Annotated in this window: 23 protein-coding genes and 2 pseudogenes; 17 read left to right on the top strand and 8 right to left on the bottom strand. The window is 68.6% G+C overall.

Translation table 11 applies throughout. The features are described 5' to 3' along the window. Positions 1 to 7: 7 nt before the first annotated feature. From RYH79_RS02230 to RYH79_RS02245, 4 genes are all read left to right on the top strand, one after another. Positions 8 to 1243, top strand: coding sequence for a helix-turn-helix transcriptional regulator (locus RYH79_RS02230; RefSeq protein WP_370895799.1), 1236 nt, complete (start codon positions 8 to 10; stop codon positions 1241 to 1243). A gap of 66 nt (positions 1244 to 1309) precedes the next feature. Continuing rightward, positions 1310 to 2098, top strand: a complete 789-nt coding sequence (locus RYH79_RS02235) for an electron transfer flavoprotein subunit beta/FixA family protein (RefSeq protein ID WP_370895801.1) — start codon at positions 1310 to 1312, stop codon at positions 2096 to 2098. Further along, positions 2095 to 3048 (top strand): electron transfer flavoprotein subunit alpha/FixB family protein, encoded by a 954-nt coding sequence (locus tag RYH79_RS02240; RefSeq protein WP_370895803.1) that lies wholly within the window; start codon positions 2095 to 2097, stop codon positions 3046 to 3048. The genes RYH79_RS02235 and RYH79_RS02240 overlap by 4 nt, the downstream gene beginning before the upstream one ends. Before the next feature lie 122 nt (positions 3049 to 3170). Then, entirely contained in the window at positions 3171 to 3296 is a 126-nt protein-coding gene (locus tag RYH79_RS02245; RefSeq protein WP_370895805.1) for a hypothetical protein, read from the top strand. Between the two features lie 28 nt (positions 3297 to 3324). On the opposite strand, the gene RYH79_RS02250 is transcribed toward RYH79_RS02245, so the two are convergent. Continuing rightward, positions 3325 to 4020 carry a hypothetical protein gene (locus tag RYH79_RS02250; RefSeq protein WP_370895807.1) on the bottom strand — a complete coding sequence of 232 codons (696 nt, stop codon included), beginning with the start codon at positions 4018 to 4020 and terminating at the stop codon, positions 3325 to 3327. Positions 4021 to 4125: 105 nt separating this feature from the next. Between RYH79_RS02250 and RYH79_RS02255 the strand changes: the two genes are divergently transcribed. Further along, a complete protein-coding gene (locus RYH79_RS02255; RefSeq protein WP_370895809.1) occupies positions 4126 to 4968 on the top strand; it encodes a polyprenyl synthetase family protein in 843 nt (280 codons plus the stop codon). 6 nt (positions 4969 to 4974) lie between these two features. Here RYH79_RS02255 and RYH79_RS02260 read toward each other — a convergent pair whose 3' ends face one another. After that, on the bottom strand, positions 4975 to 6504 hold the full coding sequence (locus RYH79_RS02260; protein WP_370895811.1) for an aldehyde dehydrogenase family protein: 1530 nt from the start codon (positions 6502 to 6504) through the stop codon (positions 4975 to 4977). 115 nt (positions 6505 to 6619) lie between these two features. Between RYH79_RS02260 and RYH79_RS02265 the strand changes: the two genes are divergently transcribed. After that, positions 6620 to 7351, top strand: coding sequence for a hypothetical protein (locus RYH79_RS02265; RefSeq protein WP_370895813.1), 732 nt, complete (start codon positions 6620 to 6622; stop codon positions 7349 to 7351). A 67-nt stretch (positions 7352 to 7418) separates the two neighbouring features. Continuing rightward, positions 7419 to 7595, top strand: a complete 177-nt coding sequence (locus RYH79_RS02270; protein ID WP_370895815.1) for a hypothetical protein — start codon at positions 7419 to 7421, stop codon at positions 7593 to 7595. A gap of 2 nt (positions 7596 to 7597) precedes the next feature. Here the strand turns inward: RYH79_RS02270 and RYH79_RS02275 are convergent, their stop codons facing one another. Continuing rightward, positions 7598 to 8416 (bottom strand): RIO1 family regulatory kinase/ATPase domain-containing protein, encoded by an 819-nt coding sequence (locus tag RYH79_RS02275; RefSeq protein WP_370895817.1) that lies wholly within the window; start codon positions 8414 to 8416, stop codon positions 7598 to 7600. 197 nt (positions 8417 to 8613) lie between these two features. Between RYH79_RS02275 and ppsA the strand changes: the two genes are divergently transcribed. Continuing rightward, positions 8614 to 10980 (top strand): phosphoenolpyruvate synthase, encoded by a 2367-nt coding sequence (ppsA, locus tag RYH79_RS02280; RefSeq protein ID WP_370895819.1) that lies wholly within the window; start codon positions 8614 to 8616, stop codon positions 10978 to 10980. Positions 10981 to 10983: 3 nt separating this feature from the next. Here the strand turns inward: ppsA and RYH79_RS02285 are convergent, their stop codons facing one another. From RYH79_RS02285 to RYH79_RS02295, 3 genes are all read right to left on the bottom strand, one after another. Next, complete coding sequence (locus RYH79_RS02285; protein WP_370895821.1) at positions 10984 to 11952, bottom strand: PhzF family phenazine biosynthesis protein; 969 nt, start codon at positions 11950 to 11952, stop codon at positions 10984 to 10986. A gap of 204 nt (positions 11953 to 12156) precedes the next feature. Next, complete coding sequence (gene lpdA, locus RYH79_RS02290) at positions 12157 to 13581, bottom strand: dihydrolipoyl dehydrogenase (protein ID WP_370895823.1); 1425 nt, start codon at positions 13579 to 13581, stop codon at positions 12157 to 12159. 95 nt (positions 13582 to 13676) lie between these two features. Beyond that, a complete protein-coding gene (locus RYH79_RS02295; RefSeq protein ID WP_370895825.1) occupies positions 13677 to 13865 on the bottom strand; it encodes a DUF7333 family protein in 189 nt (62 codons plus the stop codon). A 330-nt stretch (positions 13866 to 14195) separates the two neighbouring features. Here RYH79_RS02295 and RYH79_RS02300 point away from each other — a divergent pair, with 330 nt between their 5' ends. The 7 genes and pseudogenes from RYH79_RS02300 to RYH79_RS02325 all read left to right on the top strand — a co-directional run bounded on the left by RYH79_RS02300 (position 14196) and on the right by RYH79_RS02325 (position 21375). Further along, entirely contained in the window at positions 14196 to 16160 is a 1965-nt protein-coding gene (locus RYH79_RS02300; protein WP_370895827.1) for an ABC transporter permease, read from the top strand. After that, positions 16153 to 17211 (top strand): ABC transporter permease, encoded by a 1059-nt coding sequence (locus RYH79_RS02305; protein WP_370895829.1) that lies wholly within the window; start codon positions 16153 to 16155, stop codon positions 17209 to 17211. The genes RYH79_RS02300 and RYH79_RS02305 overlap by 8 nt, the downstream gene beginning before the upstream one ends. A gap of 5 nt (positions 17212 to 17216) precedes the next feature. Continuing rightward, positions 17217 to 18530 carry a rhomboid family protein gene (locus tag RYH79_RS02310; RefSeq protein ID WP_370895831.1) on the top strand — a complete coding sequence of 438 codons (1314 nt, stop codon included), beginning with the start codon at positions 17217 to 17219 and terminating at the stop codon, positions 18528 to 18530. Beyond that, positions 18427 to 18789 (top strand): annotated as a pseudogene (locus RYH79_RS18060) (archaellin/type IV pilin N-terminal domain-containing protein); the annotation flags it as partial. The gene RYH79_RS02310 and the pseudogene RYH79_RS18060, both read left to right, overlap by 104 nt. Beyond that, positions 18781 to 19725 carry a hypothetical protein gene (locus RYH79_RS02315; protein WP_489753358.1) on the top strand — a complete coding sequence of 315 codons (945 nt, stop codon included), beginning with the start codon at positions 18781 to 18783 and terminating at the stop codon, positions 19723 to 19725. The pseudogene RYH79_RS18060 and the gene RYH79_RS02315, both read left to right, overlap by 9 nt. A 234-nt stretch (positions 19726 to 19959) precedes the next feature. After that, a pseudogene (locus RYH79_RS02320) lies at positions 19960 to 20412 on the top strand (flagellin); the annotation flags it as partial. 60 nt (positions 20413 to 20472) lie between these two features. After that, positions 20473 to 21375 carry a hypothetical protein gene (locus tag RYH79_RS02325; RefSeq protein WP_370900738.1) on the top strand — a complete coding sequence of 301 codons (903 nt, stop codon included), beginning with the start codon at positions 20473 to 20475 and terminating at the stop codon, positions 21373 to 21375. 356 nt (positions 21376 to 21731) lie between these two features. On the opposite strand, the gene RYH79_RS02330 is transcribed toward RYH79_RS02325, so the two are convergent. After that, on the bottom strand, positions 21732 to 23525 hold the full coding sequence (locus tag RYH79_RS02330) for a hypothetical protein (RefSeq protein ID WP_370895835.1): 1794 nt from the start codon (positions 23523 to 23525) through the stop codon (positions 21732 to 21734). A 139-nt stretch (positions 23526 to 23664) separates the two neighbouring features. Here RYH79_RS02330 and RYH79_RS02335 point away from each other — a divergent pair, with 139 nt between their 5' ends. Both RYH79_RS02335 and RYH79_RS02340 read left to right on the top strand, forming a co-directional pair. Continuing rightward, positions 23665 to 24393: a hypothetical protein gene (locus tag RYH79_RS02335; protein ID WP_370895837.1), complete on the top strand. Its 729-nt coding sequence runs from the start codon at positions 23665 to 23667 to the stop codon at positions 24391 to 24393. A gap of 81 nt (positions 24394 to 24474) precedes the next feature. Beyond that, positions 24475 to 25635 (top strand): AI-2E family transporter, encoded by a 1161-nt coding sequence (locus tag RYH79_RS02340; RefSeq protein ID WP_370900740.1) that lies wholly within the window; start codon positions 24475 to 24477, stop codon positions 25633 to 25635. On the opposite strand, the gene RYH79_RS02345 is transcribed toward RYH79_RS02340, so the two are convergent. Further along, positions 25636 to 25917, bottom strand: coding sequence for a PadR family transcriptional regulator (locus tag RYH79_RS02345; RefSeq protein WP_370895839.1), 282 nt, complete (start codon positions 25915 to 25917; stop codon positions 25636 to 25638). Between the last annotated feature and the right edge of the window lie 44 nt (positions 25918 to 25961).

Raw genomic sequence — 25961 nt, forward strand, 5'->3', positions numbered from 1 at the left:
AACTGTGATGCGGCACGCCGTCCTCGTCTCCGCCCTCCTCCTCCTCGTCGTCCCGGGCGCCCTCCCCGGAGTCGTCGGGCAGCCGGGGGGGACGACTCCGACAGCCGTCGCACAGGCGGACACGCCAGCGAGTGTCGACGCGATGGTCGACCGCCGGACGACCGTGTTCCGGGTGTCGATGGACCGCAGCGGCGACGCCCGGTGGACCGTGACGACGCTGTACGAACTGGACGGTCCGGCGGAACGAGCGGCGTTCACTCGGTTCGCGGCGGCCTACAGGAACGGCACCGCCGGGGCCGGCCCGGACCCGTCCGCCTGGCGAGCGGCGGCGGCGACGGCTGCCGACGCGACCGGTCGCCAGATGACGATCCGGGGCGTCTCTCGGTCGGCCGACCTCCGGAACGACACCACCGGCGCGCTCGTGTTGCGCTTCCGGTGGACGAACTTCGCCGAACGCACCGAAAACAGTACCTTCCGTGTCCGCGACGTGTTCCAGGCGACCGACGGCACCTGGCTCCCTCGCCTGGGGTCGGAGCAGGTGCTGATCGTCGAGACGGTCGCCGACGCTCGGATCGTCTCTACGAACTACCCGCTCACGAACCTCAACGTCCGGGTTGAGGGTCCCCGAGACCTCGCGGCCGAGCCGGTCGACCTCGGCTACACGCTCGGAGTGACGCCGACGGTGACACCCTCGCCCACACCGACGGCGACACCCTCCCCGACGGCGACGCCGCGCCCACCGACGACGACCACGACACCGACACGGGAGGGGGGTGACACGGTCGCGTTCGGTGCAGTCGTGCTCCTGCTCGCGGCTGCCGTCGTGGCGCTGATTGCCTACCAGGGCGGCTTCGGCGGGGCCGGGGCCGTCGCTGTCGACGACGACGACAGAGACGGGGGAGCGCCGGCCGCCGAGCCCGGAACGGACACGGCGCCGACGCCGGACACCGACGTCGAGTCCGACGCCGAGTCGGACGTCGAGTCCGAACCGGAACCGGACCCCGAGCCGGAGCCAGAGCCGGAACCCGAACTCCTCTCGGACGAGGAACGGGTCGAACGGCTGTTGGAGCAGAACGGCGGCCGGATGCGTCAGGCGGACATCGTCTCCGAGACGGGTTGGTCGGACGCGAAGGTGTCACAGCTCCTGTCGGCGATGGCCGAAGAGGGGCGCGTCGACAAGCTCCGTCTGGGCCGGGAGAACCTGATCTCGTTCCCGGACGCCGACGAGACCGACGAGGAGTGAGCCCGAGCGGCCGGATTCACTCCGTTCCGAAACTGTTTACCTCCGAGTGGTCGTACTGGCGGTAGGATGAAGATCCTCGTCACAGTCAAGGAGGTCGCGGAGGCGGCCGACGACTTCGAGATCGAGGGCGACGACATCGGGGAGCAGTACCTCGAGTACGACCTCAACGAGTGGGACGACTACGCCGTCGAGGCGGCGGTCCAACTCCAAGAGGCGGGCGACGACGTGGAGACAGTGTCAGTCACCATCGGGCCGGAACGCTCCGAGGAGACGATCCGGATGGCGCTGGCGAAGGGTGTCGACCGCGCCGTCCGGGTGTGGGACGACGACCTGGCGGACACGGAGCTGGACGTCGAGGCCCGAGCGGAGCTGCTCGCGGCCGTCGCCGAGGCGGAAGACCCGGACCTGATCCTCTCGGGCGTCCAGGCGAACGACACCGGCTTCGGTGCGACCGGCGTCGCGCTGGCCGAGGAACTGGGCTTCGAGTGGGCGGCCGTCGTCAACCACCTCGACATGGAGGCCGGCGACCCCGCCGCCGCCGTCCGGCGCGAACTGGAGGGTGGGGTAGAGGAGCTGACCGAGGTGGACCTCCCGGCGGTGCTCACGATCCAGACCGGGATCAACGAGCCGCGGTACGCCAGTCTCCGCGGGATCCGTCAGGCCCAGTCGAAGGAGATCGACGCGATGGGGCTCGCGGATCTCGACTTGTCCGAGGAGACGCTGGACACGCCGATCCGTCGCACGGGCATGTACGAGCCGGAGACGGAGTCGGACGCCACCTACCTCGACGGCGATACCGACGAGCAGGCCGGGGAGCTGGCGGATCTGCTCCGCGAGAAGGGGGTGGCACAGTGAGCGTCCTCGCAGTCGCGGACCACCGGCGCGGTGAGCTCCGCGACGTGACGTTCGAACTGCTCACCGCCGGGCGCGAGCTCGCGGACGACCTGGGGACGGACCTCCACGTCGCGGTCGTCTCCGGCGACACGGAGCAGTTCGCCGAGGAGCTCGCCCGCGAGGGTGTCGACCAGATCCACACGGTAGAGGAGGGCGAGGAGTTCAACCACGACGTGTACGTCCAGGCCGTCGCCGCGTTGTTCGAGTCGCTGGAGCCGACGGCGTTGGTCGCGCCCAACTCCGTCAACGGGATGGACTACGTCCCGGCGGTCGCAACCCGGCTGGGGCTCCCGCTGACGACGGACGCCGTCGACCTGGCGTACGACGGGGAGTTGGAGGTGACCCGCGAGATGTACGGCTCGAAGGTGGAGACCACCGTGGCGGTGACGGAGACGCCGTTCGCCGTCTCCGTCCGGGGCGGGGAGTGGCCCGCCGCCGAGGCGCCCGCGGAGCCGCCCGTCGAGTCGTTCGACTTCGAGGTCGACGAGGACGCCGTCGGCTCTCGCGTCACCGGCTTCGAAGAGGTCGGCGGCGGCGACGTGGACATCGGGGACGCCGACTTCCTCGTGTCCGTCGGCCGCGGGATCGAAGAAGAGGAGAACTTGGACCTGATCGAGGACCTCGTGGAGGCGACGGGCGCGACCCTGTCGTCCTCGCGGCCCATCGTCGACAACGGCTGGCTGCCGAAGAACCGTCAGGTCGGCCAGTCCGGCAAGAAGGTCACTCCGGACGTGTACCTCGCGATCGGGATCAGCGGCGCCGTCCAACACGTCGCCGGGATGAAGGGTGCCGACACGATCGTCGCCGTCAACACCGACCCGAACGCGCCCATCTTCGACATCGCCGACTACGGGGTCGTCGGCGACCTGTTCGACGTGGTGCCGGCGCTGACCGAGGAGTTCGGGGGCTGACGCGACCGTCGTCACACGAGACTATCTGTACAACTTCGAAGTAGATCGACGAACGTCTCGGTCGTGTCTGGGAGGATCGACCGTTCGACCCGCTCGACCTCGTCGCCACCGTCGGGGTCGGAGTGGTCGCCGGCTTCCCGTTCGGCTACGGCTACTTCCCGATCGGGGTGTTCGCCGTCGGTGTATCGGCCGACACGGCGTTCCAGACGTCGGGGGTCGTGACCGTGAGCACGAGCGTCGTCGCCTGACGACCCGTCTGGCGCGAGTTCTACGGACCTACCGCAGGCGAGAGCGACGCCTGACCCACGACCCGGCGAGCCCGAGCACGGAGCCGTCGCTCGGGTTCGGCGACGCGGCGGCGGCGGCGACGCTGTCGGAGACGGCCCGCCACGCCTCGACGAGCCAGTTGGACGTGTGGACGGCGACGGCCTGGACCACCGCCAACAGCCACAGAGCCGGAACGTAACACAACAACACGAGGAACGCAACGAGTCCCAGCGGCGTCGTTCCCAACCGACGCGAGAGTGCGGTCTCGGCGGGCGGCACGCAGACGGCGACCGCGAGCCCGACGGACAGCCACCCGGCCGCTCCGAACAGCACGGCGACGAGCCCCGCCAGCCCGACCGTGACGGCGGTGTAGATCGCTCTGTAGTAGCCGGTGACGGCCAGTGTGAACCACTCGTCGCCGTCGTCGCGGTCCTCGAACCACTCGTCGGGGGCGACGACGGCCTGGAGGAACAGTTCCCAGACGAACAGGATCGCCAGGACGAGGTACGCGAACAGGCCGGTGTCGACGACGAGGCGTTCACCGATTTCGAACGAGAGAACGTCGGACACCCCCCCGACGACCACCAGGACGAAGAAGAGCCCGAACAGGAAGTCCACGCTCCGGGTCAGCGCGCCCGACACGGTTCGCCAGAGGAGGCTGACGAGCCCACGAGCAGCAGCGGCGTGCTGGGTGGCGTCACTCACAGTCGCACGTCGGTGGCGCCGCAGCTAAGTCTGACGGGACCTCGGCCCGACCCGGCAGTCGACGTTCCGCTACTCTCTTGCCGCTCTATCACCTCGTGCGACACGATGGAGTACTTGGAGCGACGGGTTGCGATGGTGAACGACCGCCTGGAGGGCGTGACGGGGGCGGTCGAGCCGGCCGAGCTCTCCACGGAGGTCGAACACGTCGCACTCGCCGGCGGCAAGCGCGTCCGGCCGACCGTGACGCTGTTGGCGTGTGAGGCGGCGGGCGGCGACGCGGAGGCGGCCGTCGACTTCGCCGTCGGTGTCGAACTCGTCCACAACGCCTCGCTCGTCGTCGACGACATCATCGACCGGTCGGAGGTTCGACGGGGAACCCCCAGCGCCTGGGCGGAGTACGGCCACGGCCCGGCGCTGATCGCCTCGGACGGACTGCTCGGGGAGGCGTTCGGGCTGTTCTCGACCGACGACCGCGCGATGCAGGTCGTCGCGGAGGCGATGGTGGAGCTGGGCGAGGGTGAGGCGACGGAACTCGTCGACCAGACGGACTCGGAGGCGGCGTACATGCAGTTGGCCCGCCGGAAGACCGGCGCCCTGTTCCGGGCGGCCGCGGAGTTGGGCGCCATCGCGGCGGACGCGGACGGCTTCACCGTCGAGTCGTTCGGGGAGTACGCCGAGCGGGTCGGCGTCGCCTTCCAGATCCGCGACGACGTGTTGGACGCCACCGCCGACGGCGGCGACCTCGGGAAGCCGACCGGACAGGACGAGGCGATGGACCGGCCGTCGTTGCTCCAGGTGACGGACCTCACGCCGGCGGAGGCGAACGACCGGGCGCGGACGGAGGCCGACGAGGCGCTCGCGGCGTTGGACACCGCCGGCGTCGGCGAGTCCGACGCTCGGGGGTACCTCCGTGACCTCGCGGAGTTCGTCGTCGTCAGGGAACGGTAGTCCCGTTCAGTCGTCTTCCGTCAGAATCTCCGCCGACAGCCCCTGTGCCATCTCGATGTCTTTGCTGTTGTTCATCGTCCAGGCGGTGCGGTCCGTGACGGCCTCGATGGCCTCGCGTGCGCTGGGTGCGCCCTTGCCCGAGCGCTTGACGCCGCCGAACGGGAGCTGCACCTCGGCGCCGATACACGGGAGGTTGGCGTACGCCAGCCCCACCTCGGCGTTGTCGCGGTAGTAGTTGAGCTGGCGGTAGTTCTCGGAGATCACCGCGCCCGCGAGTCCGTAGTCCACGTCGTTGTGGATCTCGACGGCCTGTTCGATGCCGCCGGAGTACTCCAGGAGGGCGACGTGGGGCCCGAACACCTCCTCGTGGGTACACCGGAGGTCGGCGTGGGGGTCGGCCTCGTACACGAACGGACCGACCCACTCCCCGTCGGCGTGGCCCTCGGGAATCTCGTCGTCGTCGAGTTCCTCGCGGTCGACCAGGACGTTCACGTCCTCGTCGCGGGCGAGCTGGTTGTACTTGCGCACCTTCTCGACGTGTTCGGACTCGATCAGCGGCCCCATGAACGTCTCCTCGTCTAGGGGGTCGTCGACCGCGACGCGCTCGGCCACGTCGACGAACCGCGACTTGAACTCGTCGTACACGTCCTCGTGGACGATCAGTCGCTCGGCGGAGACACACCGTTGGCCGGTGGTCTTGAACGACGACATGACGGCGGAGTGGACGGCGACGTCTAGGTCCGCCTCCTCGGTCACGACGACTGCGTTCTTCCCGCCCATCTCCAGGGAGGCTTCACGGCCGGGTTCCCCCCCGAGCTTGTCGGCGATCCCGTGGCCGACCTCCGCGGAGCCGGTGAACAGGACCGTGTCCACGCGGTCGTCCTCCACGATGGCGTTGCCGGCGTCGCCGAACCCCTGCACCATGTTGAACACGCCGTCGGGGATGCCGGCGTCCTCGAACATCTCGGCGATGATCTGGCCACACCACGGCGTCTGTTCGGCGGGCTTCCAGACGACGGTGTTGCCCTCGACCAGGGCGACTGCCATGTGCCAGAACGGGATGGCGACCGGGAAGTTCCACGGCGTGATACAGCCGACGGTGCCGCGGGGCTGCCGGCGCATGTAGGCGTCCTTCGACGAGATCTCCGAGGGCACCACGTCACCGTGCGGGTGACGGGCGTTCCCGGCGGCCCACTCCACCATGTGCCAGGCCTCCGTCACGTCCGCCTTCCCCTCGCTGATCTCCTTGCCGCACTCCTTCGTGACGACCTCACCCAGCTCCTCGTGACGGTCCTTCAGCTCGTGGTAGATGTCCCAGAGGAACTCCGCGCGGTCCGGGTACGACATCGCCTGCCAGTCGTCCTCGGCGGCGTCGGCGGCGTCGACCGCGCGGTCCACGTCCGTCTCCGTCCCGCGGTGGAACTCGCCCAGCGTCTCCCCGTTCGCGGGGTTACGGCTCTCGAACGTCTCGTCGCCGTCACCCTCGATCCACTCACCGTCGACGTAGTGTCGGTACGTGCCGGAGTCTCGGCTCATGCGCAATTCTTGCGTCAGGGGCGTCAAATAGCTGCGGGTCTCGCGACGAGCGCGTTCGGTGATTGTTGTGATCGATCCGGTAGAGTCAATAGTGACGAGACTTGCACCACAACCGATGGGAGAAAATGAAATCGAGCATCTCCTCACCGAATTACGTGACTGTCCCGGCCGAGCGATCCACGAAGAGGAAACACGAATCGCAACGACGCTCGACGTAGTCGCGTACAATAAGTACGCACTCGAAACGGAGCAGAGGAAGATGCGTGAGGAGGCGACACCGAACGACCGGCCTCCCGTTTCGCAGGCGCGACAAACAGAGTTCTTTCGGGACCTTCACAACTACACGTCTGCCTTGTACACTCTGTACAAGCACGGGAACCGGTACAAACAGAAGTTCTTCTGTCGTCACTCGGATGGGGCAAGGTCTTGTGACACCTGTGACAGAGAGAACATCGAGTCGCTGAAACAGTTCGGTGTACTCCCAGACTGGGATCTCATCAGAAAGCTCCGTATGTACACGAACCACTACCGGACCCCGTTGTTGCAGAGCCCGTTGACCTACGAGTCTCGTACCGTCGGTGACAGCAATCTCCTCCAGTTTGACGACCACCGCAGACTCGTACTGAACAAGGATTGCTTTCTAACGTGGGCTAGAGAGACGGACAACACCGAAGCGAACGAACTAGTAACGGAGCGTGATGTCGTTCGTCCCGTTGTGAGCGCGCTCGAACTGTACGACGCGAATCAGAGGTACTACGAGTGGTTCCTCGGCGAGGTGCGGAAGCGCAACGCCGATTCGATTCAGGAGTTCGATGTACTCGTACAGCGACTGCAGCAGGTGCTGTGAGTCACAGGTGGACGCCGGGCGTCATAGCCCGCGGATTTTTGTCGTCGTAGACTAGAACACCGTCACGATGGAAGACAGACAGAAGCGCGAACTGATCGACTCGCTCCGGTCACCGCCTGCCAGCGTCTCGAACAGACTCGCCCAGTTCGGGCTCGACGAGCGACCGTCGCTGTCGGACGAGGAGGCGGCAGCGCTCGTCGATCAGATCGAGAGCGGCTCCGAGCGACTGTCGGCGGACGACTGACCTCACGCCGCGCGGTGGTCGATCTCCCCGCGCAGCGCTGGCCCGTCGAAGTCGTGGTCCGGGCGCACGTCGACGAATCCGAGGTACTCTCGGGCGCCCAGCAGGTCCACGGCGGGGTACGACCCCGCGGCGGCGTCGACGGCGGTCTGTGCCCCGACTAACGGCTCCAGCGCGGCGAGCGCACACGCGAGGTCGTACTGTCTGGTGGCCGTCGCGGCGTCGGCGTGGTCGGCCTCGTCCGGCTCTTGGAGGCTCGTCGCGTCGATGAAGTACAGTTCGTCGTCGACGAGCAGGACGTTCTCCGCCCGGAGGTCGCCGTGTGCGAGCCCGGCGTCGTGGACGGTCGCCAACCGGTCGAACAACGTCGGGGCGAGGTCGGCAATCCGTTCTGCCGGGGCCTCGTCCAACGGCTGGAACCCGTCGAGGTACTCCGAGACGAGCACGCCGAGACCGTCCACCTCCAGGACGCCGAGCGGCTCCGGAGCCGCGACGCCGGCCGCGCGCATCCGTCGAGTCGCCTCGAACTCCCGCCGGGCCATCTCGTAGGGGCTGGCGACGTGTTCGAAGAACCCCTCCGTGCCGGCGGTGACGGCGCCGAGATTGCGGCTGGTGGTCAACACGGCGTGGACGACTGAGTTCTGCCGGCTGATCACCTTCACGAAGAACGCCCCGTCGAGGACGAACGGTGTCGACAGCCAGTTGTCCGCCTCGATGAACCGGACGTGTCCCACCTCCCGGTCCGTCCGTTCGAGGACCGCCCGGGCGACCGCCTCCAACCGGTCCCAGGCGACGTTCCCCCTGACGAGTCGTCTCACGCCCATTCTCGTGTGGTCCCCGGTCGCGGCGGTACAAGAGCCCTCGGGTGCGGTCGACGGACGACCCGGATAAAGTATACTCGGAATCGAGTGAGTTACGTTCTCGCTGTAGAGTCGGAAACGAGTAATTTCTCGGGGTCTCACCACCGCTCCGGAGGGTTCGGAAGCTTCTTTGTGTTCTCCGGAGTGGGTTCCGATACGAGATGGCTGTACTCTGGCTGGACGAAGTCGACGCGACCGACCTGGAGACGGTCGGGGGGAAGGCAGCCTCGCTCGGTGAACTCACGGGCGCCAGGCTCCCGGTTCCGCCGGGGTTCGTCGTCACCGCGGGGACGTACCGTCGGTTCATCGAGGCCGCCGGGATCGACGAGGAGCTGTTCGCGGCGGTCGACATCGACCACGAGGACAGTGACGCGCTGGCGGCCGCCCACGAGCGGGCTCGAGAGCTGATCATGGAGACGCCGTTGCCGGACGCGGTCCGCGAGGAGATCCTCGCCGCCTACCGCGACGTGGGTGACGGCGAGGCGTTCGTCGCCGTCCGGTCGTCGGCGACGGCCGAGGACCTGCCGGACGCCTCCTTCGCCGGCCAACAGGAGACGTTCCTCAACGTCCGCGAGGAGGCACTGTTGGAACGGGTCAAGGAGTGCTGGGCGTCGTTGTTCTCCCAGCGGGCGATCTACTACCGCCAGCGCCAGGGGTTCCCACACGACGAGGTGGACATCGCCGTCGTCGTTCAGCAGATGGTCGACGCCGAGAAGTCCGGCGTGATGTTCACGAGCCACCCCTCCACCGGCGACCCCCGGATCATCCTGGAGGCCGCCTGGGGGCTGGGTGAGGCGGTCGTCTCCGGCTCCGTCTCCCCGGACAACTACGAGGTGGACCGCGAGACCGCGACCGTCGAGACACTCACCGTCGCCGACAAGAAGACGATGATGGTGCGCGACCGGGAGACGGGCGAGACCGTCGAGCAGCCGGTCGAGGAAGACCGCCGGGAACGACGGGTCCTGTCGGACGCAGAGATCGAGGAACTCGTGTCGCTCGGGCGGACCGTCGAGGACCACTACGGCGAGCCCCAAGACGTGGAGTGGGCGATCTACGAGGGCGACGTGTACATGCTCCAGTCCCGGCCGATCACGACCATCGACGACGCCGACGCCGCGGCGTCGCCGGACGAACGGGAACGCGAGGAGGTCGACGCGGCCGGGCAGGCGGCCGCGACGAACGGCGCCGGCGCGTCGACCGCCGACGACGCCGCCAGCGACGGCGGTCGGGGCCAGACGGAGTCGGCCGCGGAGGGTGACGTGCTCGTCTCCGGGCTCGGCGCCTCCCCCGGCACCGTCTCCGGCGACGTGCGGACCGTCACGAAACTGGACCAACTCGACAAGGTGGCCGAGGGGGACGTGATCGTCACGGAGATGACGATGCCGGACATGGTGCCGGCGATGAAACGCGCCGTCGGGATCGTCACCGACGAGGGCGGGATGACCTCACACGCCGCCATCGTCTCCCGGGAGCTGGGCGTCCCGGCGGTCGTCGGCACGAGCGGTGCCACCCACGAACTCGACGACGGGCAGACGATCACCGTCGACGGCGACAAGGGGACCGTCGTCGCGGGCGGCGACGAGGACACGACGGACGACCACGAGCCGGTGGAGGCGGTCCGGCCGGACACGCCGGTGAAGCCGATGACGGCGACGGAGGTGAAGGTGAACGTCTCCATCCCGGCGGCCGCGGAACGGGCTGCCGCCACCGGCGCGGACGGCGTCGGGCTCCTCCGGACGGAACACATGGTGTTGTCCACCGGGAAGACTCCCGCGCGGTACGTCGACGACCACGGCGCCGACGCCTACGTCGAGGAACTGGTCGACGGCGTCCGCGGCGTCGCCGAGGAGTTCTACCCCCGTCCCGTGCGGGTCCGGACGCTGGACGCCCCCACCGACGAGTTCCGCGAACTGGAGGGCGGCGTCGACGAGCCGGTCGAACACAACCCGATGTTGGGCTGGCGCGGGATCAGACGCTCGCTGGACAAGCCGGACCTGTTCGCCCACGAGCTGGAGGCGTTCGCCCGGCTGTGGGAGATGGGGTACGACAACGTCGAGCTGATGCTCCCGCTCGTCAACGACGGCGACGACGTGGCCGCCGCGAAGGAACTGATGCGCGAGGCCGGGATCGACCCCACGGCCCGGACCTGGGGCGTGATGATCGAGACGCCCGCCTCGGCGCTCCAGATCGAGGAGCTCGCTCGGGAGGGGATCGACTTCGCCTCCTTCGGGACGAACGACCTCACCCAGTACACCCTGGCGGTCGACCGCAACAACGGGAAGGTCGCAGACCAGTTCGACGAGCTCCACCCCGCCGTGTTGGAGCTGATCGGCGACGTGATCGCCTGTTGCCGCGAACACGACGTGGCGACGAGCATCTGCGGTCAGGCCGGCTCGAAGCCGGAGATGGTGGACTTCCTCGTGGACGAGGGGGTCACCTCCATCTCCGCCAACATCGACGCCGTCCGCGACGTGCAACACGAGGTCAAACGGACGGAACAGAAGCTCATCCTCGACTCCGTCCGCTGACCCTCACCCCGCCTCCAGGATCTCGTCGTCGTCTGCCGGCGGAATCTCGACTGTCCCCTCGAACGCGGTGACGGCACTCCCACCGACCGCCGGCGCCCCCTCGCTGTCGGCGTCCACCTGCACCCGGACGCGCCCCGGGCGGTCGAGGTAGTGACCCTGTTCGAACAGCATCTCCGCGGGCGTGCCGGTCTCCGCCGACACGTCCGTTCCGCCGGGCGCCGGCGCGTCCGTCCCGTCGCCACGGAACGCGCCGAAGTGGTCGAGGTACGCCCCGCAGGCGCCCGAGGCGGTCCCGGTGACGGGGTCTTCCGGGACGCCGGCGCCGGGGACGAAACACCGGCCGTGGAGCGTCGCGTCCGCGGTGAGCGTGTCGAACGTGAACGCGTACACGCCGACGGCGTCGTGGTCGTCCGCCAGCGCCGCGACGGCGTCGTCGTCCGGGGTTAACCCCCCGACCCCGTCCAAGAAGCTCACGGGGACGATCAGGAACGGCAGCCCCGTGGAGGCGTACGCCACCGGGAGCGCGTCGCCGACGCCCGCGAACGCCGACGGCTCCGCCCCGAGCGCGTCGGCCAGCCGGTCGTACTCCACCGGGCGCTCGTACACCGTCGGGGTGTTCTGTGTCATCCAGACCGTGTCGTCTGTCACCTCGATGTCGAGCGTGCCGGCCTGCGTCGCCAGCGTGTGCGTGCCCGCCGCGATCCGGTCGTGGTCGCGGAGGTAGGCGTGTGCCGCCACCGTCGCGTGGCCACACAGGTCCACCTCCGTCGTCGGCGTGAAGTACCGGACCTGTCGGTCCGCGCTCGGGTGGTCGGAGAGAAATGCCGTCTCGCTGACGGCGAGTTCGCGGGCGACCGCCTGCATCTGTGTGTCCGTCAGGCCGCCCGCGTCCGGGACGACGCCGGCCGCGTTGCCCGTCAGCGGCTCGTCGGTGAAGGCGTCGACGAGCGCCGCAGTGTAGCTGTCTGTCACAGACTCGGGGTCGGTCGCGTCGGTGTTAGTCGTGACGACCGCGCCGCAGAACCGGATAGGAAAAACTAAAGATATTGTATTCACAGCAGTAATTCGGCAAACTGGTGCGGAGGGAACTAAGCGAACTGTACCCGCGGCAGTCGTTTGGCAAACTACGAACGCGAGAACCACTGGCGGCCTCTGGACAGCCGGCTTTCTACGCGACTACCGATTCAGCGTGTGGATCGCCTGTTCTTCGGCGTTCTCGGCGGCCTCCATCACGGTCTCGGACAGCGTCGGGTGGGTGTGGATCGTCGACCCCAGGTCCTCCAGCGTCGCGCCCATCTCGACGGCGAGACCGATCTCGCCGATCAGCTCCGAGGCCTCCGGGCCGACGACGGTGCCGCCGAGCACGAACCCGGTGTCGCCGTCGGCGACGATCTTCGTGAACCCCTCCGTGTGGTTCGTGGTGAGTGCGCGGCCGGAGGCGTTGAACGGCATCTCGCCGACGACGGGGTCGAACCCGGCCTCTTCGGCCTCCGACGCCGTCATGCCGACGGTGCCGATCTCGGGGTCGGTGAACACCGCCGCCGGAATCGCCTGGTAGTCGAGTGCGGCCGACTCGCCGGCGGCCACCTCGGCGGCGACGATCCCCTCCTTGCTGGCGACGTGTGCGAGCATCGGCTCGCCGGCCACGTCGCCGACGGCGAAGATGTGGTCCCGCTCCGTGCGGGCGCGGTCGTCCGTCTGGAGGAACCCGTTCTCGTCCGGCTCCAGGCCGGCCTCTTCGACGTCGAGGGTGTCCGTGACGGGCTGGCGGCCGACGGCGACGAGCACGCGGTCGGTCGCGTACTCGGAGGTCTCGCCGTCTTCCGTCTCCGTCTGGACGACGATCCCGTCGCCGGTCTCGTGCCAGCCGGCGGCCCCCTCCCCGAACTGGAAGTCGACGCCCAACTCCGTCGCGCGCTTGCGGATCACCCGCTTCACCTCGTCGTCGTAGGCGGGGAGCACGTCGTCCAACATCTCCACGACGGTCACGTCGACGCCGAGCTTGGTGAACGTCGTCGACAGCTCCATGCCGATGTAGCCCGCGCCGACGACGACGAGCCGGTCGGGGAGCGTGTCGAGCGCGAGCGCGCCGCGCGAGGACAGAACGGGCTCGGCGTCGAACTCGAAGTTGGGCACCTGGATCGGGCGCGAGCCGGTGGCGACGATGGCGCGTTCGAACTCCAGCGTCTCGGAGCCCTGACCGTCGCCGGCGTGTTCGACACGGAGGCTGTTCTCTCCGGTGAACTTCGCCGTTCCCTCGATGAGGTTGACGCCGTTGGCCTTACACAGCTTCTCGACGCCGCCGGTGAGCTGGTCGACCACGTCCGACTTCCACGACTGCATCTGGCCCATGTCGACGGCCGGGTCGGCGTGGACGCCGAGCTCCTCGGCGTTTGCAGCCTCCCAGGCCAGGCTGGAGCCGTGGATGAACGCCTTCGAGGGGATACAGCCGTAGTTGAGGCAGGTCCCGCCGTAGGCGTCCCGCTCGATCAGTGTGGTGTCGAGTCCGCGCTGTGCCGCGCGGATCGCGGCGACGTACCCGCCCGGCCCGGCGCCGATCACGGCTACGTCCGTTCCCGTAGAGATGTCTCCGACGACCATCGTACCACACGGTTCGACCGCCGAGGTATAAACTGGCAGGAATTGCGGTCGGGCGAGAACGCCGTCTGCGCGGCGAGACGCGGATCCGGGCGACGCTACCGGCTCGCGCGGTACTCCCCGTGTTTGACGCCCAGCACGATCATGAGCACACCGAAGACGACGACGGAGGGCACCACCATCATGAGGACGGTGCTCGTCGACATCGGTGTGAAGGTCATCCCGACTGCCGCCAGCGCGACGACGGCTACGAACACTCCGGCCGTGGTCGCCGTGTCGAACTCCATAGGCGTCGTAGCGGGTCGGCTGGCTTGAACGTCGCGGTCGCCGGACTACACGGAGGTGACGATCACCACGACGACCGTCCCGACGACGAGCAACGCCACGAGCACGGCGATGGCGTTCAACACCCGCCACACCGGGTCGCGTCCGTCACTGTCGGCCATACGCCGCCGGTAGCTCTGCGGGCGAGAAGACTCTGACGACTCCGAGCGGCGACCCGGACGACGACGGCGCAGTCCGCCCGAGAAACTCTTTTGTACGCCTCACGACCGTGTCCGAACGAGAGCGCACATGGACGAGTCACAGACACAGTCGGCTGCCAGCGGGTCGTCGTCGTGAATCTCCGGAAGCTCCTCCGGATCGCGCGCTGGGAGGCGAGTCGAACGGCCGGCAGTCTCGACCGACGCGCCGCTCTGTTGGGGCTGGCGGCGCTGGCGGTCGCCGGCGCGGCCGCGGGCGGCGCCGTCGCCGGCTTCGGCACCCCGCCCAACGAGGGACTGTACCCGGTCGCTGTGGACGACGACAGCCCGTTCGCGGCGCCGGTCGCCGACGCGACGGCGTTAGAGCCCGTTCCGCCGGGCTCGGAGACGGCGGTCCTGACGGTCGTGGACACGGACCCGACGGACCGGACCGCGGAGGTCCGTGCCGAACGGAGTCGACGCGGCCGCGCGGCCGCCTCCGTCTACCACGACGCCGTCCGGCAGTACAACACGGCACTGATGCGGCTGGAGCCGAACCAGAGCGCCGCCTTCCCCGTGCTCGTCACCGTCGAGTACGTCCAACAGGAAGTGACCGACCCGGCCGCCGTGGCCGGCGGGAACGACTCCGCGGGGGGTGGGGGGCCGACGGGCGCGGACGAGGGGACGGCCGGCGGCATCGAAGACGAGACGGCAGTCGCCGGGAACGACGCGACGGCGACACCCGACGGCGAGACGACGGCGACGGACGGGTCGGCGGCGGACGACGAGACGACGCTCGGCACGCCGACGGCCACGCCGGCGAGCCCCCGCGACACTGCCACGCCGGAGGGGACCAGCGGAGCAGACGACGACGGTCTCGGGCTCCCCGAGGTCGGTGGCGGTGGCGGGCTGCCGGACCTGGGCGGCGGGGGGAGCCCGGTGTCGGGGCTGTTCGGCGGCCAGTCCACGGGGTCGCCGGCGACGATCTCGCCGCCGTTCCCGTTCGCGTCGCTAATCCTGGCGTTCGCGTTCCTCGTGCCGATGAACTTCGTCGTCCAGGCGTACGGCTCGACGATTCTGGACGAACGGATCGACCGCCGTGGCGAGCTCCTGCTCGTGTCGCCGGTGTCGCGGCTGGACATCGTCGCCGGCAAGACGCTGCCGTACCTGGCGGCGCTCGTCGTCGCGACGGCGCTCGTCGCGTTCGGCGTCGGCGGCGGTCTGATCTCCGTGTTCGCGGTGTTGCCGGTCGCGCTCGTCTACCTGAGCGCGACGTTCCTGGGGGCGATGTTCGCCCGCTCGTTCAAGGAACTCACGTTCGTGACGGTGACGATCACCGTGTTCGTGACGACGTACGTGTTCGTCCCGGCGATCTTCACGACCGTGATCCCGGTGGCGCTGATCTCGCCGCTGACGATCGTCGTCCGCGACCTCCAAGCCGGCGCCCCGGTCACGACCGCCGGTGAGTTCCTCTTCGCCACTGGGCCCTTCTTCGTCGCCGCGGGGATGTTGTTCCTGCTGGGCGCCGGGATCTACCGCGAAGAGGACATGTTCACCCAGCGCCCGGTGCCGTCGAAGTTCCTGGACGCCCTAGACGCACAGCTTCGCGGACGCCTGTCCGTCGGACTGCTGTCGGCGGCGCTGATCCCGTTCGTGATCGTGGCCGAACTGCTGGGGATCGCGTTGCTGGTGGCGTTCCCAGAGGAACTCGCGGTGCCGGTGTTGTTGCTCGTCGTCGCGGTCGTCGAGGAGACGGCGAAGAGCGTGGGCCTGTTCGCGGCGTTCCAACGCGACCGGTTCCGGTCGACGCTCGTCGGCGCGACCCTCCTGGGGGTGATCTCCGGTGTCGGCTTCTTCCTCGGCGAGAAGGCGACCGCGGTCGCGCAGTTGGTCGGGCTGGATCGGCTCCCGCTCGGGGAGACGGTCGTCGCCACCGCCGGCGTCGGCGCCGGCGAGGCACTGGGGCTGTTGTTGGCGCCGTTGGCGCTGCACACGGTCGCGGGCGCCGTCGCGGCCGTCGGCGCCAGCCGCGGCGGCCGGAGCTACCTCCTCGGGCTCGTCGCCGCGATCGTGATTCACTACGCGTACGACTTCGCCGTGGTGGTGGTGTTCCTTGGTTGAGACCGACCCGCGGGCCGTGATCGCCCGCCGCGAGGTGCGTTCGCTCGTCTCCGAGAAGACGATCGTACTCGCGCTCGTGATCCAACTGTTCATCGCCGGCTTCTCCTCGTTCCTCGTCGTCGGGCTGGTGTCGCTGTACAGCCCCGGCGACGGCCCGTCGGCGAGCGTGGACGCGGCCGTCGCCGGCGACGACGTGGGTAACCTCCAGGCGGCGCTCGCACAGACGCCCGGCGTCGACGTGCGACGGTACGACTCGCCGGACGACGCCCGACTCGACTTCCAGACGAGCGCGGTGGATACGGCGTTGTTGGTCGAGGCGGCCGACCGGGGTCGCGTGCGCGCAACAGTCCTCGCACCCGACTCCAACATCAAGACGACCGTCGTCGTCACGCAGGTCAGGCGGGCGCTGCGGAGCTACGAGGCGACGGAACGGGCCGAACGCGCGGACTCGTTGGAGCGTGTCACGCTGACGGCACCGCCAGACGCCGGCGGCAACACCTACTTCGGGTTCACCTACACCGTGTTGGTGCCGTTGTTGTTGTTCCTCCCCGTCTTCCTCGCGGGGTCGATCACCGTCGACTCCCTGACGGAGGAGTTGGACCGCGGAACGATGGAACTACTCCGGGTCGCACCCGTCACTGCGACGGAGATCGTCGAGGGGAAGCTCCTGTCCGTGGCGGCGATTACTCCCGCCCAGGCGCTGGCGTGGATGTTCCTCCTGCGGCTCAACGGCACCACCGTCCGCAACGTCCCGTCGCTACTGGGGGTCGTCGTCGGCGCGACGCTGTTGGTCGTCGTCGGGAGCGCGGTGTTGGCGACCGCCGTCCCGGACCGCCGGATCGCACAGACGCTGTACTCGCTCGGGGCGTTGGGGCTGTTCGGGCTCGCCGGACTGACACCGTTGTCGCCGCCCAACGCCGTCGCCCGCCTGGCCGTCGGCAGTCCCTCGTCGACCGCGTACGTCTCCGTCGGCCTGGCGGTCGTCGTCGGGTTCGTCTGTCTGGCGGTCGTCCGACGGACGGTCGACTGGGAGCGACTCCTGGTGAGGTGACACGCGTGCGCGGACAGACGGGTGGCACGGCCGGCCGGACGGCGACGCTCCTCGCCGAGGTCGGGATCCTCTGTCTCGTCGCCGTCGGGCTCGTCGCCGCACACCGGGCGCTCCCGACGGGCGTCCGGGCGGACCTGATCCTCTCACACCGCGACCCGGCGACGCTCGCGCTGTGGACGACCCACTTCGTCCACGCTAGCCGAGGTCACGTCCTGAACAACGCCGTCGGCTTCCTGCTCGTCGCCGTCCCGGCGCTCGCGGTCGCCCGGCGCACCGCCCACCGACAGTTCTTCTGGACGGCGCTGTCGGTCGGGTTCGTCGTGTTGCCGGTTCCGTTGTCCGTCGCCACCATCGTCTGGTACCGAGTGGTGTCGCCGCTGACGGTAGGGAGTTCACTCGGCTTCTCCGGGTTCGTCGGCGCGGGCGCCGGTCTCCTGACGACCCTCCTGGTCGTCGGCTGGACCAGACACGCGGGCGGGGCGGCGACGAGCGTCGCCGTCGGGGGCGCGGTCACCGTCGCCGCCGCCGGAGTCGGCTTCGCGGTCCCCGTGGACCGACTGCTGTTGTTCGGGGGGCTGGCGACCGTCGCGGCCGTCGGTGTCGGCGCCGGCGCCGACTCCCCGCGACCGCGACTCGTCACACTCGGCGTGCTCACGGCCGGCACCGCCGCGCTGGCGGTGACGCTCCGAGCGCTGCTCCCTGGGTCGCTCGCGGGTGGACTCCCGCCGTCGACGGCGGTTCACGGCCTCGGCGTCGTCGTCGGGCTGAGCTGGAGCGTCGGCCTCCTGGTCGCGTTGACCGCACTGGACGACGGTCGGCGGGTCGGCGAACTGCTCGCCGGTCCGTCGACGTCCCGAGCGACGACGGACGACCGACCCCCGGAGAGCGGTGTGACGGTCGTCCGTGGATACACCGCTCTGCCGGCGCGCCGGCGGTCGTCGCGCCCACCGGTCGGCCGCCGACCGACGCCGTTCACCCCGCACCACCCCGACCGCCGACTCTCCCGTGCTAGGCCTTCACGTACTCCGATTATCAGTTCTAATGGCGACGGCGTAGCCTATTTACGTTGTATGGACCGACAGGGAGACGCGAGGCACCGCGACGGTGTCTACACAACAGACAATGATCCGCGACACACTACGCGAGCGGGTAGACGCTCTCGGAGAGCGTCTCCCCAGTACGGAACGGGGGCAGGTCGGGATCGGAACGCTCATCGTGTTCATCGCCATGGTTCTCGTGGCGGCGATCGCGGCGGGCGTCCTGATCAACACGGCCGGGTTCCTCCAGTCGAAGTCTCAACAGACCGGCGAGGAGAGTAGTGCGCAGGTAACGAATCAGCTGCAGGTCGTCAGTGAGACCGGGATCGTCAACAACGGCGACCAGTCGTCGGCGGACTTGGTCGTTCTGAACGGAGACGTTCCGGTCGACTCTGGCGACGTTGTCAACATTGACGTAACGACGACAACTGACGGCCACGAACGGTCCGTGGAGCTATCGACCGGTGGGTCTAGCGGCGGTGTCGTCGTTGGTGACGGTGTCACGGGCGGTACGGAAACCGACACGGTGGCGGTGAAGTTCGAGGTCGTCTCGGGCGATGAGGTCCTATTGACGAACACGGAGACGGGTGCGTCCCTCCAGTTCGACCCTAGTAGCCAGGACCTGGACGTGACGCCCACGGACAGCCAGTCCGGACAAATCTCGGGCATCGACTACCAGTTCACCGACAGTGAGTTCGGTGACACGACCGTCTCCGCGTCCGGCACGCCGCTGTCGGGCGCGGACGCGCTGACGGTGTCGGCGACGACGCGGACGGAACAGTTCGCACAGATCGAGGGCGGCTCTGGTACCAACCTCCTGGTCAACAGCAGCGAGACGGTTACCGTAGGCAGCTCCACGGACGGCGATCTTATCGCTGGTGGTGAAACCCTCTCGATCTCGAGTGGCGACGAACTGAAGTTCACCTTCCCGAGTGCCGCCGAGATCAAGATCAAGAACCTCGCAACCAGTGCGTCGGTGGTGTTCAACGGGAACACTGACACGCTGGAGGCCACCAGTTCGAACACAGTCGCGCTGAAGACGGACGGCAGCACTGCTAGTGTCACTAGTGGTGGTAGCTTCGTCAAGACGAGTTCTCGGTTCCTGTTCGCTCGCTCGCTCGCCGACGGGAACGCCGTCACACAGGTCGACCTACTGGTCGCCTCCAGCGCGGGCGCAGGTGACATCGACCTGACGCAGACGGTAATCTCGGCACGGACGCCGAAGGGCTCGTTCACGCTGAACTACGGCCAGACGACCGTCGAGAACGAGCAGTTCACGATCACCGCAGTGCAGGACGAGGACGACACGGCCCCCGTCCTGACCTCCGGCGACCGGTTCGAACTGAACCTCGACCTGGGCACCCTAGAGGGCGGTGACACGGTCGAGCTCCGGATCACGACCGGATCTGGTGCGACGAAGGTCGTCCAGCTCCGTGTCCCGAACTCGCTGGCGAACAAGGAAGCCGTCGGCCTGTAACGGGCACGGCTCCGAGCGGTTCGACGCGGCTCTTCTCTTTCGACGCCACGCCGACCAGCGGCAGCGCAGTTTCTCAGACTCGGTCAGTTCCAGCGTGTAGAGACACGACGACAGCGCCGTCGAGAGCCGTCGTCTGTGAATAGTTATCGAAACTGATTCTATCGTGGTAACTGTTTTATCCCTCTCTGATCAATTCGACTCCAACAAGCGCAGGCTACGCGCTTGGCACAAGACATGTTGGGAGACACACTCAGCGACGGAGTACCGAGCCTCCCCGACCCCGACGACGAGGATCGGGGCCAGGTGGGGATCGGGACACTGATCGTGTTCATCGCCATGGTTCTCGTGGCGGCGATCGCGGCGGGCGTCCTGATCAACACGGCCGGGTTCCTCCAGTCGAAGGCACAGCAGACGGGCGAAGAGAGCAGCGCGCAGGTCACCAACCAGCTCCAGATCCTGAGTCGGACCGGGATCATCGCCGAGTCGTCGGCCGAAGCGGACACGAAGGCGATCGTCCTGCACCCGGTCGACAGCGTCGCAGTCGACGGCGGTGACGAGCGCAACACCCTCGTCCTCGACAGCGGCGACACGGTCTCTGTCACCGTCGACAACGGCGACACCGACACCGAACTGTCCGGCGACAGCACCACCGGTGTGGTCGCAGTCGCCGACGGTGAGACGCTGAAGTTCACCCGCGACACCGACACGATCACCATCTCGAACGTCGACACCGGTAGCTCGGTCACCATCGGCGCCGACGAGTCGATCACCGTCGGTGACGGCGACGCGAGCATCGGTGACGTGACGCTCGACTACAGCACGACGGAGAACTCCGAACTGACGCTCGGTCCGATCACGGAAGACACCAACACCGGTGGCAACGCCGACATCGGTGCCGAGCTGTTCACTCGGACGGAGAGTTTCCTGACGATCCAGGACGACGCGAGTCCGACACAGACGCTGGTCATCAACGACTCCTCGACGACGACTGTCGCGTCCGCCACCGACGGCGGCAGTGGCACGACTCTGCTCACCGGCGGTGGGAGTGACTCCGGCACCCTCGCCGTCAAGACGGGCGACACGCTCTCGTTCGGCGTCTCGACGGATCAGCAGAGCGAGGTGACAGTGACCAACGAGCGCACGTCCGCCTCGATCGTGTTCGACCCGACGAACGGGCTTGAGACGGACGAAGCCAGTGAGACGGTCACGCTGGCCGACGGCGTGGCGGTGACTGGCGACATCGAGATCCAGAACGGCGGCGAGTCGGCGAACATCTTCACCCGGTCGATCTCGGACGGCACCGCGATCACCCAGATCGAACTGGTGATCGGGCGTGGCGCCGGCTCCGGCGACATCGACATGAGTGGAACGGTCATCTCGATGCGCGCCCCGGACGGCTCCTTCACGCTGACGTACGCCCCGAGCGGTGCCACGGAGGACGCCACCTTCGGCCTCCAGGCCGTGCGCGACGAGGACGACACCCTGCCCGTCCTCTCTTCGGGTGACCGCTTCAACCTCGTGATCGACCCCGGAAAGATCGCCGCCGGCGAGACGATCGAGATGACGATCACCACCGGCTCCGGCGCGAAGCGTGTGCTCCAACTGCGCGTGCCCGACTCGCTGGCCAACGAGAACGCGGTCGGTCTCTGAGGCAGGCGACTCGGCAGCCGACTTCTCGTTTCTTCCACAGGACCACAGCGACGTGTCTCCCGCCTTCGCCGTCACCCCTGGCGACGGTTCGGACGCCCGTGGTGACCGTCTGGCCGACTGTCGTCGCGCTGCCGACACGCCGCGGTCCCCACGGCGGACGAGACGGGTCCGAGACCGGCGGCCGTCTCGCTCGTGACGGCGGCCGGCGCCACACGCCGTCCGACGAGACGGTGGAGTCACCCACGCCACGAGGCGGCGGCGAGCCACTCGTGTGCGCCGTTGGACTGCCCCGGCCGTGGTCGGAGACGAGCCGTGGCGGCGACGGGCGCCGGCGGGTGCCGCGATCCCGGCCGGGATCAGCCCCGGAGCCGGACGCGAAGTCCGGCCACGAACGCGACCAGGAGCGCCGTCAAGAGGACGCTGCCGCCGAGGACACCGCCGGACGGAGCGAGGAAGCCGGAGGAACTACCGGGCGTCCCGCCGAGGCCGAGCGTCTCCGTCGCGGGCGTGACGGCGACGGTCTCGCTGGGGCTGGTGCCCGGCACGGTCGTCGCGCCCGGTGGCGTGTCGGTCCCCGTCGTCGTGGTCGTCCCCGGCGGCGACCCGGTCGGCGACGCCGTTCCGGTAGTCGTCGTGGTCGTCGTGGTCGGCGTCGTCGACGTGCGCGGTATCGGGGTCCCCGCCGGCGTCGGCGTCGGGGTGCCGGGTGCGTCGTCGTAGACGACGAACCCACTCTCTGTCCGGTTGCCGACGAGGAACGCCTCCCGGCCGCGGCTGACGACGAGGCTCGCGGTGTGGACGTTGCCGACGGCGTCTTCGACGGTGACGATCAGCCGCGTTCGGCGCTCCTGGATCGGGAGTGTCCGGTTGGAGACGACACGGCTGCGGTTCTCCCCGTCGTGTGCGACGTAGACGAACCCGGTGTCCTGTGTCGTCAGTCCCTTTGCTTCGACGACGACGGACCGGACACTGCCGTCGGTCACCTCGACGTAGAACTGCGTCCGGTTGCCGTCCACCCGCGAGCGGTTGCGGTAGAAGCGAACCTCCGGGCGGACCCGTTCGGCAAGCGTGATCGGGTCGTACACGACGCGGTAGTCCGTCCGGTTCTCGTTCCCGAACACGTCCGTGACGGTGAGATTGATGTAGTTGGCTCCGGGGTCCAACGGCACCCGCTGGGCGACGTTGACGCTCCGACGGCCGCTCGTCCGGTTGTCGGCCGGCGGCCGGACGAGCCGGAGGAACCGGTTGTTGCCGGAGGCGTCGGTCAGGTCCGCCGACACCCTGTCGACGGCGACGGGGTCGGTCACCGTTCCGCGCCAGACGAACTGTGGCCGTTCGGTGGTCAGCGTCTCGGTCCCGTTGACGACAGTGAAGTTCGCTCCCGTCGTTGTCACGGCCGGCGCGGTCCCGTCGTCCGTGACGACCACGTCGATCTCCTTTCGACGGACGTTGCCGAACTCGTCTTCGGTCTCGACGACGATCCGGTTGGTGCCCGGCCCGACGAGGAGCTGGCGGTCGAACTGCCGTCTCGAACTGTTCAGTTCGATGGTCTGAGTCTCCACCGGACGGCCGGCGGTCCCGTCGGCGTCGTTCGAGACGTTGAGCGACCGGTCCGCGTAGTAGACGACCGACACCTCCACTCGGCTGATCGAGACGAAGTCGCGGGTCCGGAAGGAGATGGGGTACCGAGAGCGGTTGGTCTCCACTCGTTCGACCGTACCCAGCGAGACGTTCGCGGGCCGAGTGAACTGGATCACCGGTCCCTGGAGGTCGCGCACGTACTGGAACTGGAAGCTCCGGGTCTGCTCGTTCGTCGAGACGATCACCGTCACGTCGTGGCGGCCGGGACCGATCCGTAGTCGTCGAGTGAGATTGTACCGGTTGGACTCTACCGAGAGGTTTCTGACCTCGTCTTCGCCGTCGATCCGGAGGAAGACGGCCTGGATCTCGCGGTCGGCCGCGACGGAGACGTTGAGGTTCGGTTGTTCGGGCGCGACCAGTCGGTCCCCCTCGGCCACCGGCTCCCCGTCGACGGTCGCGTCGATCTGAATCTCGTCGGCCTGACCCGCCGTCGCCTCCGGGAGTCCCCCCACCCCCACGAGGAGGCAGCCGACCACTAGAATCAGAACTGAGAGACGGAGACGTTCCATCGTCGGAGCGTATCCCACACAGTCACAAATAGCTGTCCGTTACTCTGGTGTTCCCGGGCGCCGGGACCCACGGGTCGCTCGCGCCGTCGCGGGCTCCTCGTGTCAGAGATTTATAATCGCGGCGTCGATACCGTGGCGTATGATCGAGACGTCGACACGGGCGTTGATCGCACTCACACTGGTCACGGCGGTCGGGAGCGGGTTCGCGTCGTTCGGCTACGACCTCGCGGACCGACTCGTCTCCTGGGTGGGGTGGGTGGCGGGCGTGGTCGGCGGGGGAGCGGCCGGCTGGCTGTTCCTCCCTCGGGTGGCCGCCGTCGGCACCCAGACCCGTGTCGGTGGGGCGGCGTTGTTGGCACTCGTCGGTGCGGTCGTCGGGCGGGCCGCCGTCCCGTTGGTCAGCCGGCTGGCGGTCGTCCTCGGGGGCGCACTCGCCACCGGTGGCGCCGTGCTGGTGGTGTTGGCGGGCGGTCAGGTGACGAACGCGGTCGTCGGGCTCGACGCCTCGACCGTGGCGACACTCGGGCGTCTGCAGTCGCTGCCGGTGTTGGCCGGGCCACGGTTCCGCGAGTCGTTGCTGATCGCGACGGCCGCCGGGCTGTTGGGTGGGGCGGCGGCGGCCCGTTACTACCGTGCCATCGTCACGACCGCCGTCACCGCGCTCGGGGCGGCGTTGCTGGGCGCGGCGGTGCCGATGTGGCAACGGGCCGTGACCGGTGGTGTCCGCTTCGGCGGCGGACTCGGCCGGATCTCGACGCTGTGGTTCGCCGTCGCGCTCGCCGTCGGCGTCGCCGTCCAGGCGTACCGCCACCGCGAGACGCTCCGCGACGCGACGGAGTCGAGGCCCGGCGAGCGGCCGCTCCAGTGAGTCGCCGACGGACGGGGTAGCTTTTTCTCCCGGGGCGACCCCTCTCGAGACATGGTAGCGTGGCCGGAACGGAGCCGGGTGTTGTGGGCGGGGTTCGGCCTCTGTCTGGCGGCGGCGCTCGGGTACGTCGTCTACGCCTTCGTCGGGACGGTGGTGTTCGGCGGGTTCCTCTACTACGCCACCCGGCCGGTGTTCGTCCGTATCCGACGCCGGATCGGCCACCCGACCGTCGCTGCGGTGGTCGCGCTGCTGGCGCTGACGGCGCCGGCGTTACTCCTGGTGTCGTACGCGTTGCTGATCGTCGTCACGGAAGCCGAGCAGCTGCTGGGCGCCGTGGACGTGCTCGACCCGGCGACGGTCCCCGGCGTCGACGAGGCGACGCTGGAGCTGTTGTCGGACCCCGAGGCGCTGGCGGGACTCGACTGGGAGACGTACCTCTCGGCGGACGCGGTCGGATCCGTGCTGTCGGGTGCGGGCAACGCACTCGACACGGTCACGTTCTTCGGCACCGGGCTGATCCACGTGTTCGTCGTGTTCGCGCTCGCTTTCTACCTCCTGCGGGACGGCGACCGGCTCCGACGCTGGCTCGGCCGGTTCACGGACGACCGGGGGGTGTTGTTGGCGTACGCCGAGCGGGTCGACCGGGACTACCAGAACGTGTTCTTCGGCAACATCCTCAACGCGGCGCTGACGGGCACCATCGGCGTGATCGCCTACACGGGGTTGAACCTGTTCGCCCCGGACGGCGCCGCGATCCCGGCGGCGGCGCTCGTCGGGCTGCTCGCGGGCGTCGCCAGCCTCGTGCCGGTCGTCGGGATGAAGCTCGTCTACGTCCCGGTGGTCGCGGGGATGGCCGGCCGGGCGGCGTTCGCGGGCACACCGGGGACGCTGTGGTTCGTCGCCGGCTTCGCGGTCGTGTCGTTCGTGATCGTGGACACGGTGCCGGACCTCGTGCTCCGGCCGTACGTCTCCGGACGGTCGCTCCACGTCGGTGCCGTGATGTTGGCGTACACCCTCGGCCCGTTGTTGTTCGGGTGGTACGGCATCTTCCTGCTGCCGATGTTCCTGGTGTTGCTCGTGCGGTTCGTCCAGATCGTCCTCCCGGAGCTGGCACGCGGAGAGGAGCTTCGCCCGTACAGTGTCGATCCGACGTACCTGGAACCGGACGCGACGGGCGGCGAGACAGAGACGGTGGACGAGGAGTCGGCGGCGGTCTCGGACGGCGGGGACCCCGTGGAGTAGCTACTCGGCGGCCTCGACGTAGCTCCGTTCCCACTCCCGGCGAGCGTCGAGCTCGCGGCTGCCACGGCGCGTCAGCGTGTAGAAGTTGGTCCGGCGGTCGCGTTCACCCTTCTCGACGAGACCCTTGTCGACGAGGGTGTCGAGGTTGGGGTAGAGCCGACCGTGGTGAATCTCCTTCTCGTAGTACTCTTCCAGCTCTTCTTTGACCGCCAGCCCGTGTGGGTCGTCTAGACCGGCGATCACGTACAACAGGTCTCGCTGGAAGCCTGTCAGGTCGTACATCGGTGATGTCTGTCAGACCGTTAGTGTCGAACAGAAATAAACAT

It is taken from the genome of Halobaculum sp. MBLA0143 (genome assembly GCF_041361465.1).
Classification (GTDB): Archaea; Halobacteriota; Halobacteria; order Halobacteriales; family Haloferacaceae; genus JAHENP01.

Coding starts and splice junctions, on each gene's coding strand:
- RYH79_RS02230 (WP_370895799.1), top strand. CDS start 8: ATGCGGCACGCCGTCCTCGTCTCCGCCCTCCTCCTCCTCGTCGTCCCG.
- RYH79_RS02235 (WP_370895801.1), top strand. CDS start 1,310: ATGAAGATCCTCGTCACAGTCAAGGAGGTCGCGGAGGCGGCCGACGAC.
- RYH79_RS02255 (WP_370895809.1), top strand. CDS start 4,126: ATGGAGTACTTGGAGCGACGGGTTGCGATGGTGAACGACCGCCTGGAG.
- RYH79_RS02260 (WP_370895811.1), bottom strand. CDS start 6,504: ATGAGCCGAGACTCCGGCACGTACCGACACTACGTCGACGGTGAGTGG.
- RYH79_RS02265 (WP_370895813.1), top strand. CDS start 6,620: ATGGGAGAAAATGAAATCGAGCATCTCCTCACCGAATTACGTGACTGT.
- RYH79_RS02270 (WP_370895815.1), top strand. CDS start 7,419: ATGGAAGACAGACAGAAGCGCGAACTGATCGACTCGCTCCGGTCACCG.
- RYH79_RS02275 (WP_370895817.1), bottom strand. CDS start 8,416: ATGGGCGTGAGACGACTCGTCAGGGGGAACGTCGCCTGGGACCGGTTG.
- ppsA (WP_370895819.1), top strand. CDS start 8,614: ATGGCTGTACTCTGGCTGGACGAAGTCGACGCGACCGACCTGGAGACG.
- lpdA (WP_370895823.1), bottom strand. CDS start 13,581: ATGGTCGTCGGAGACATCTCTACGGGAACGGACGTAGCCGTGATCGGC.
- RYH79_RS02295 (WP_370895825.1), bottom strand. CDS start 13,865: ATGGAGTTCGACACGGCGACCACGGCCGGAGTGTTCGTAGCCGTCGTC.
- RYH79_RS02330 (WP_370895835.1), bottom strand. CDS start 23,525: ATGGAACGTCTCCGTCTCTCAGTTCTGATTCTAGTGGTCGGCTGCCTC.
- RYH79_RS02335 (WP_370895837.1), top strand. CDS start 23,665: ATGATCGAGACGTCGACACGGGCGTTGATCGCACTCACACTGGTCACG.
- RYH79_RS02345 (WP_370895839.1), bottom strand. CDS start 25,917: ATGTACGACCTGACAGGCTTCCAGCGAGACCTGTTGTACGTGATCGCC.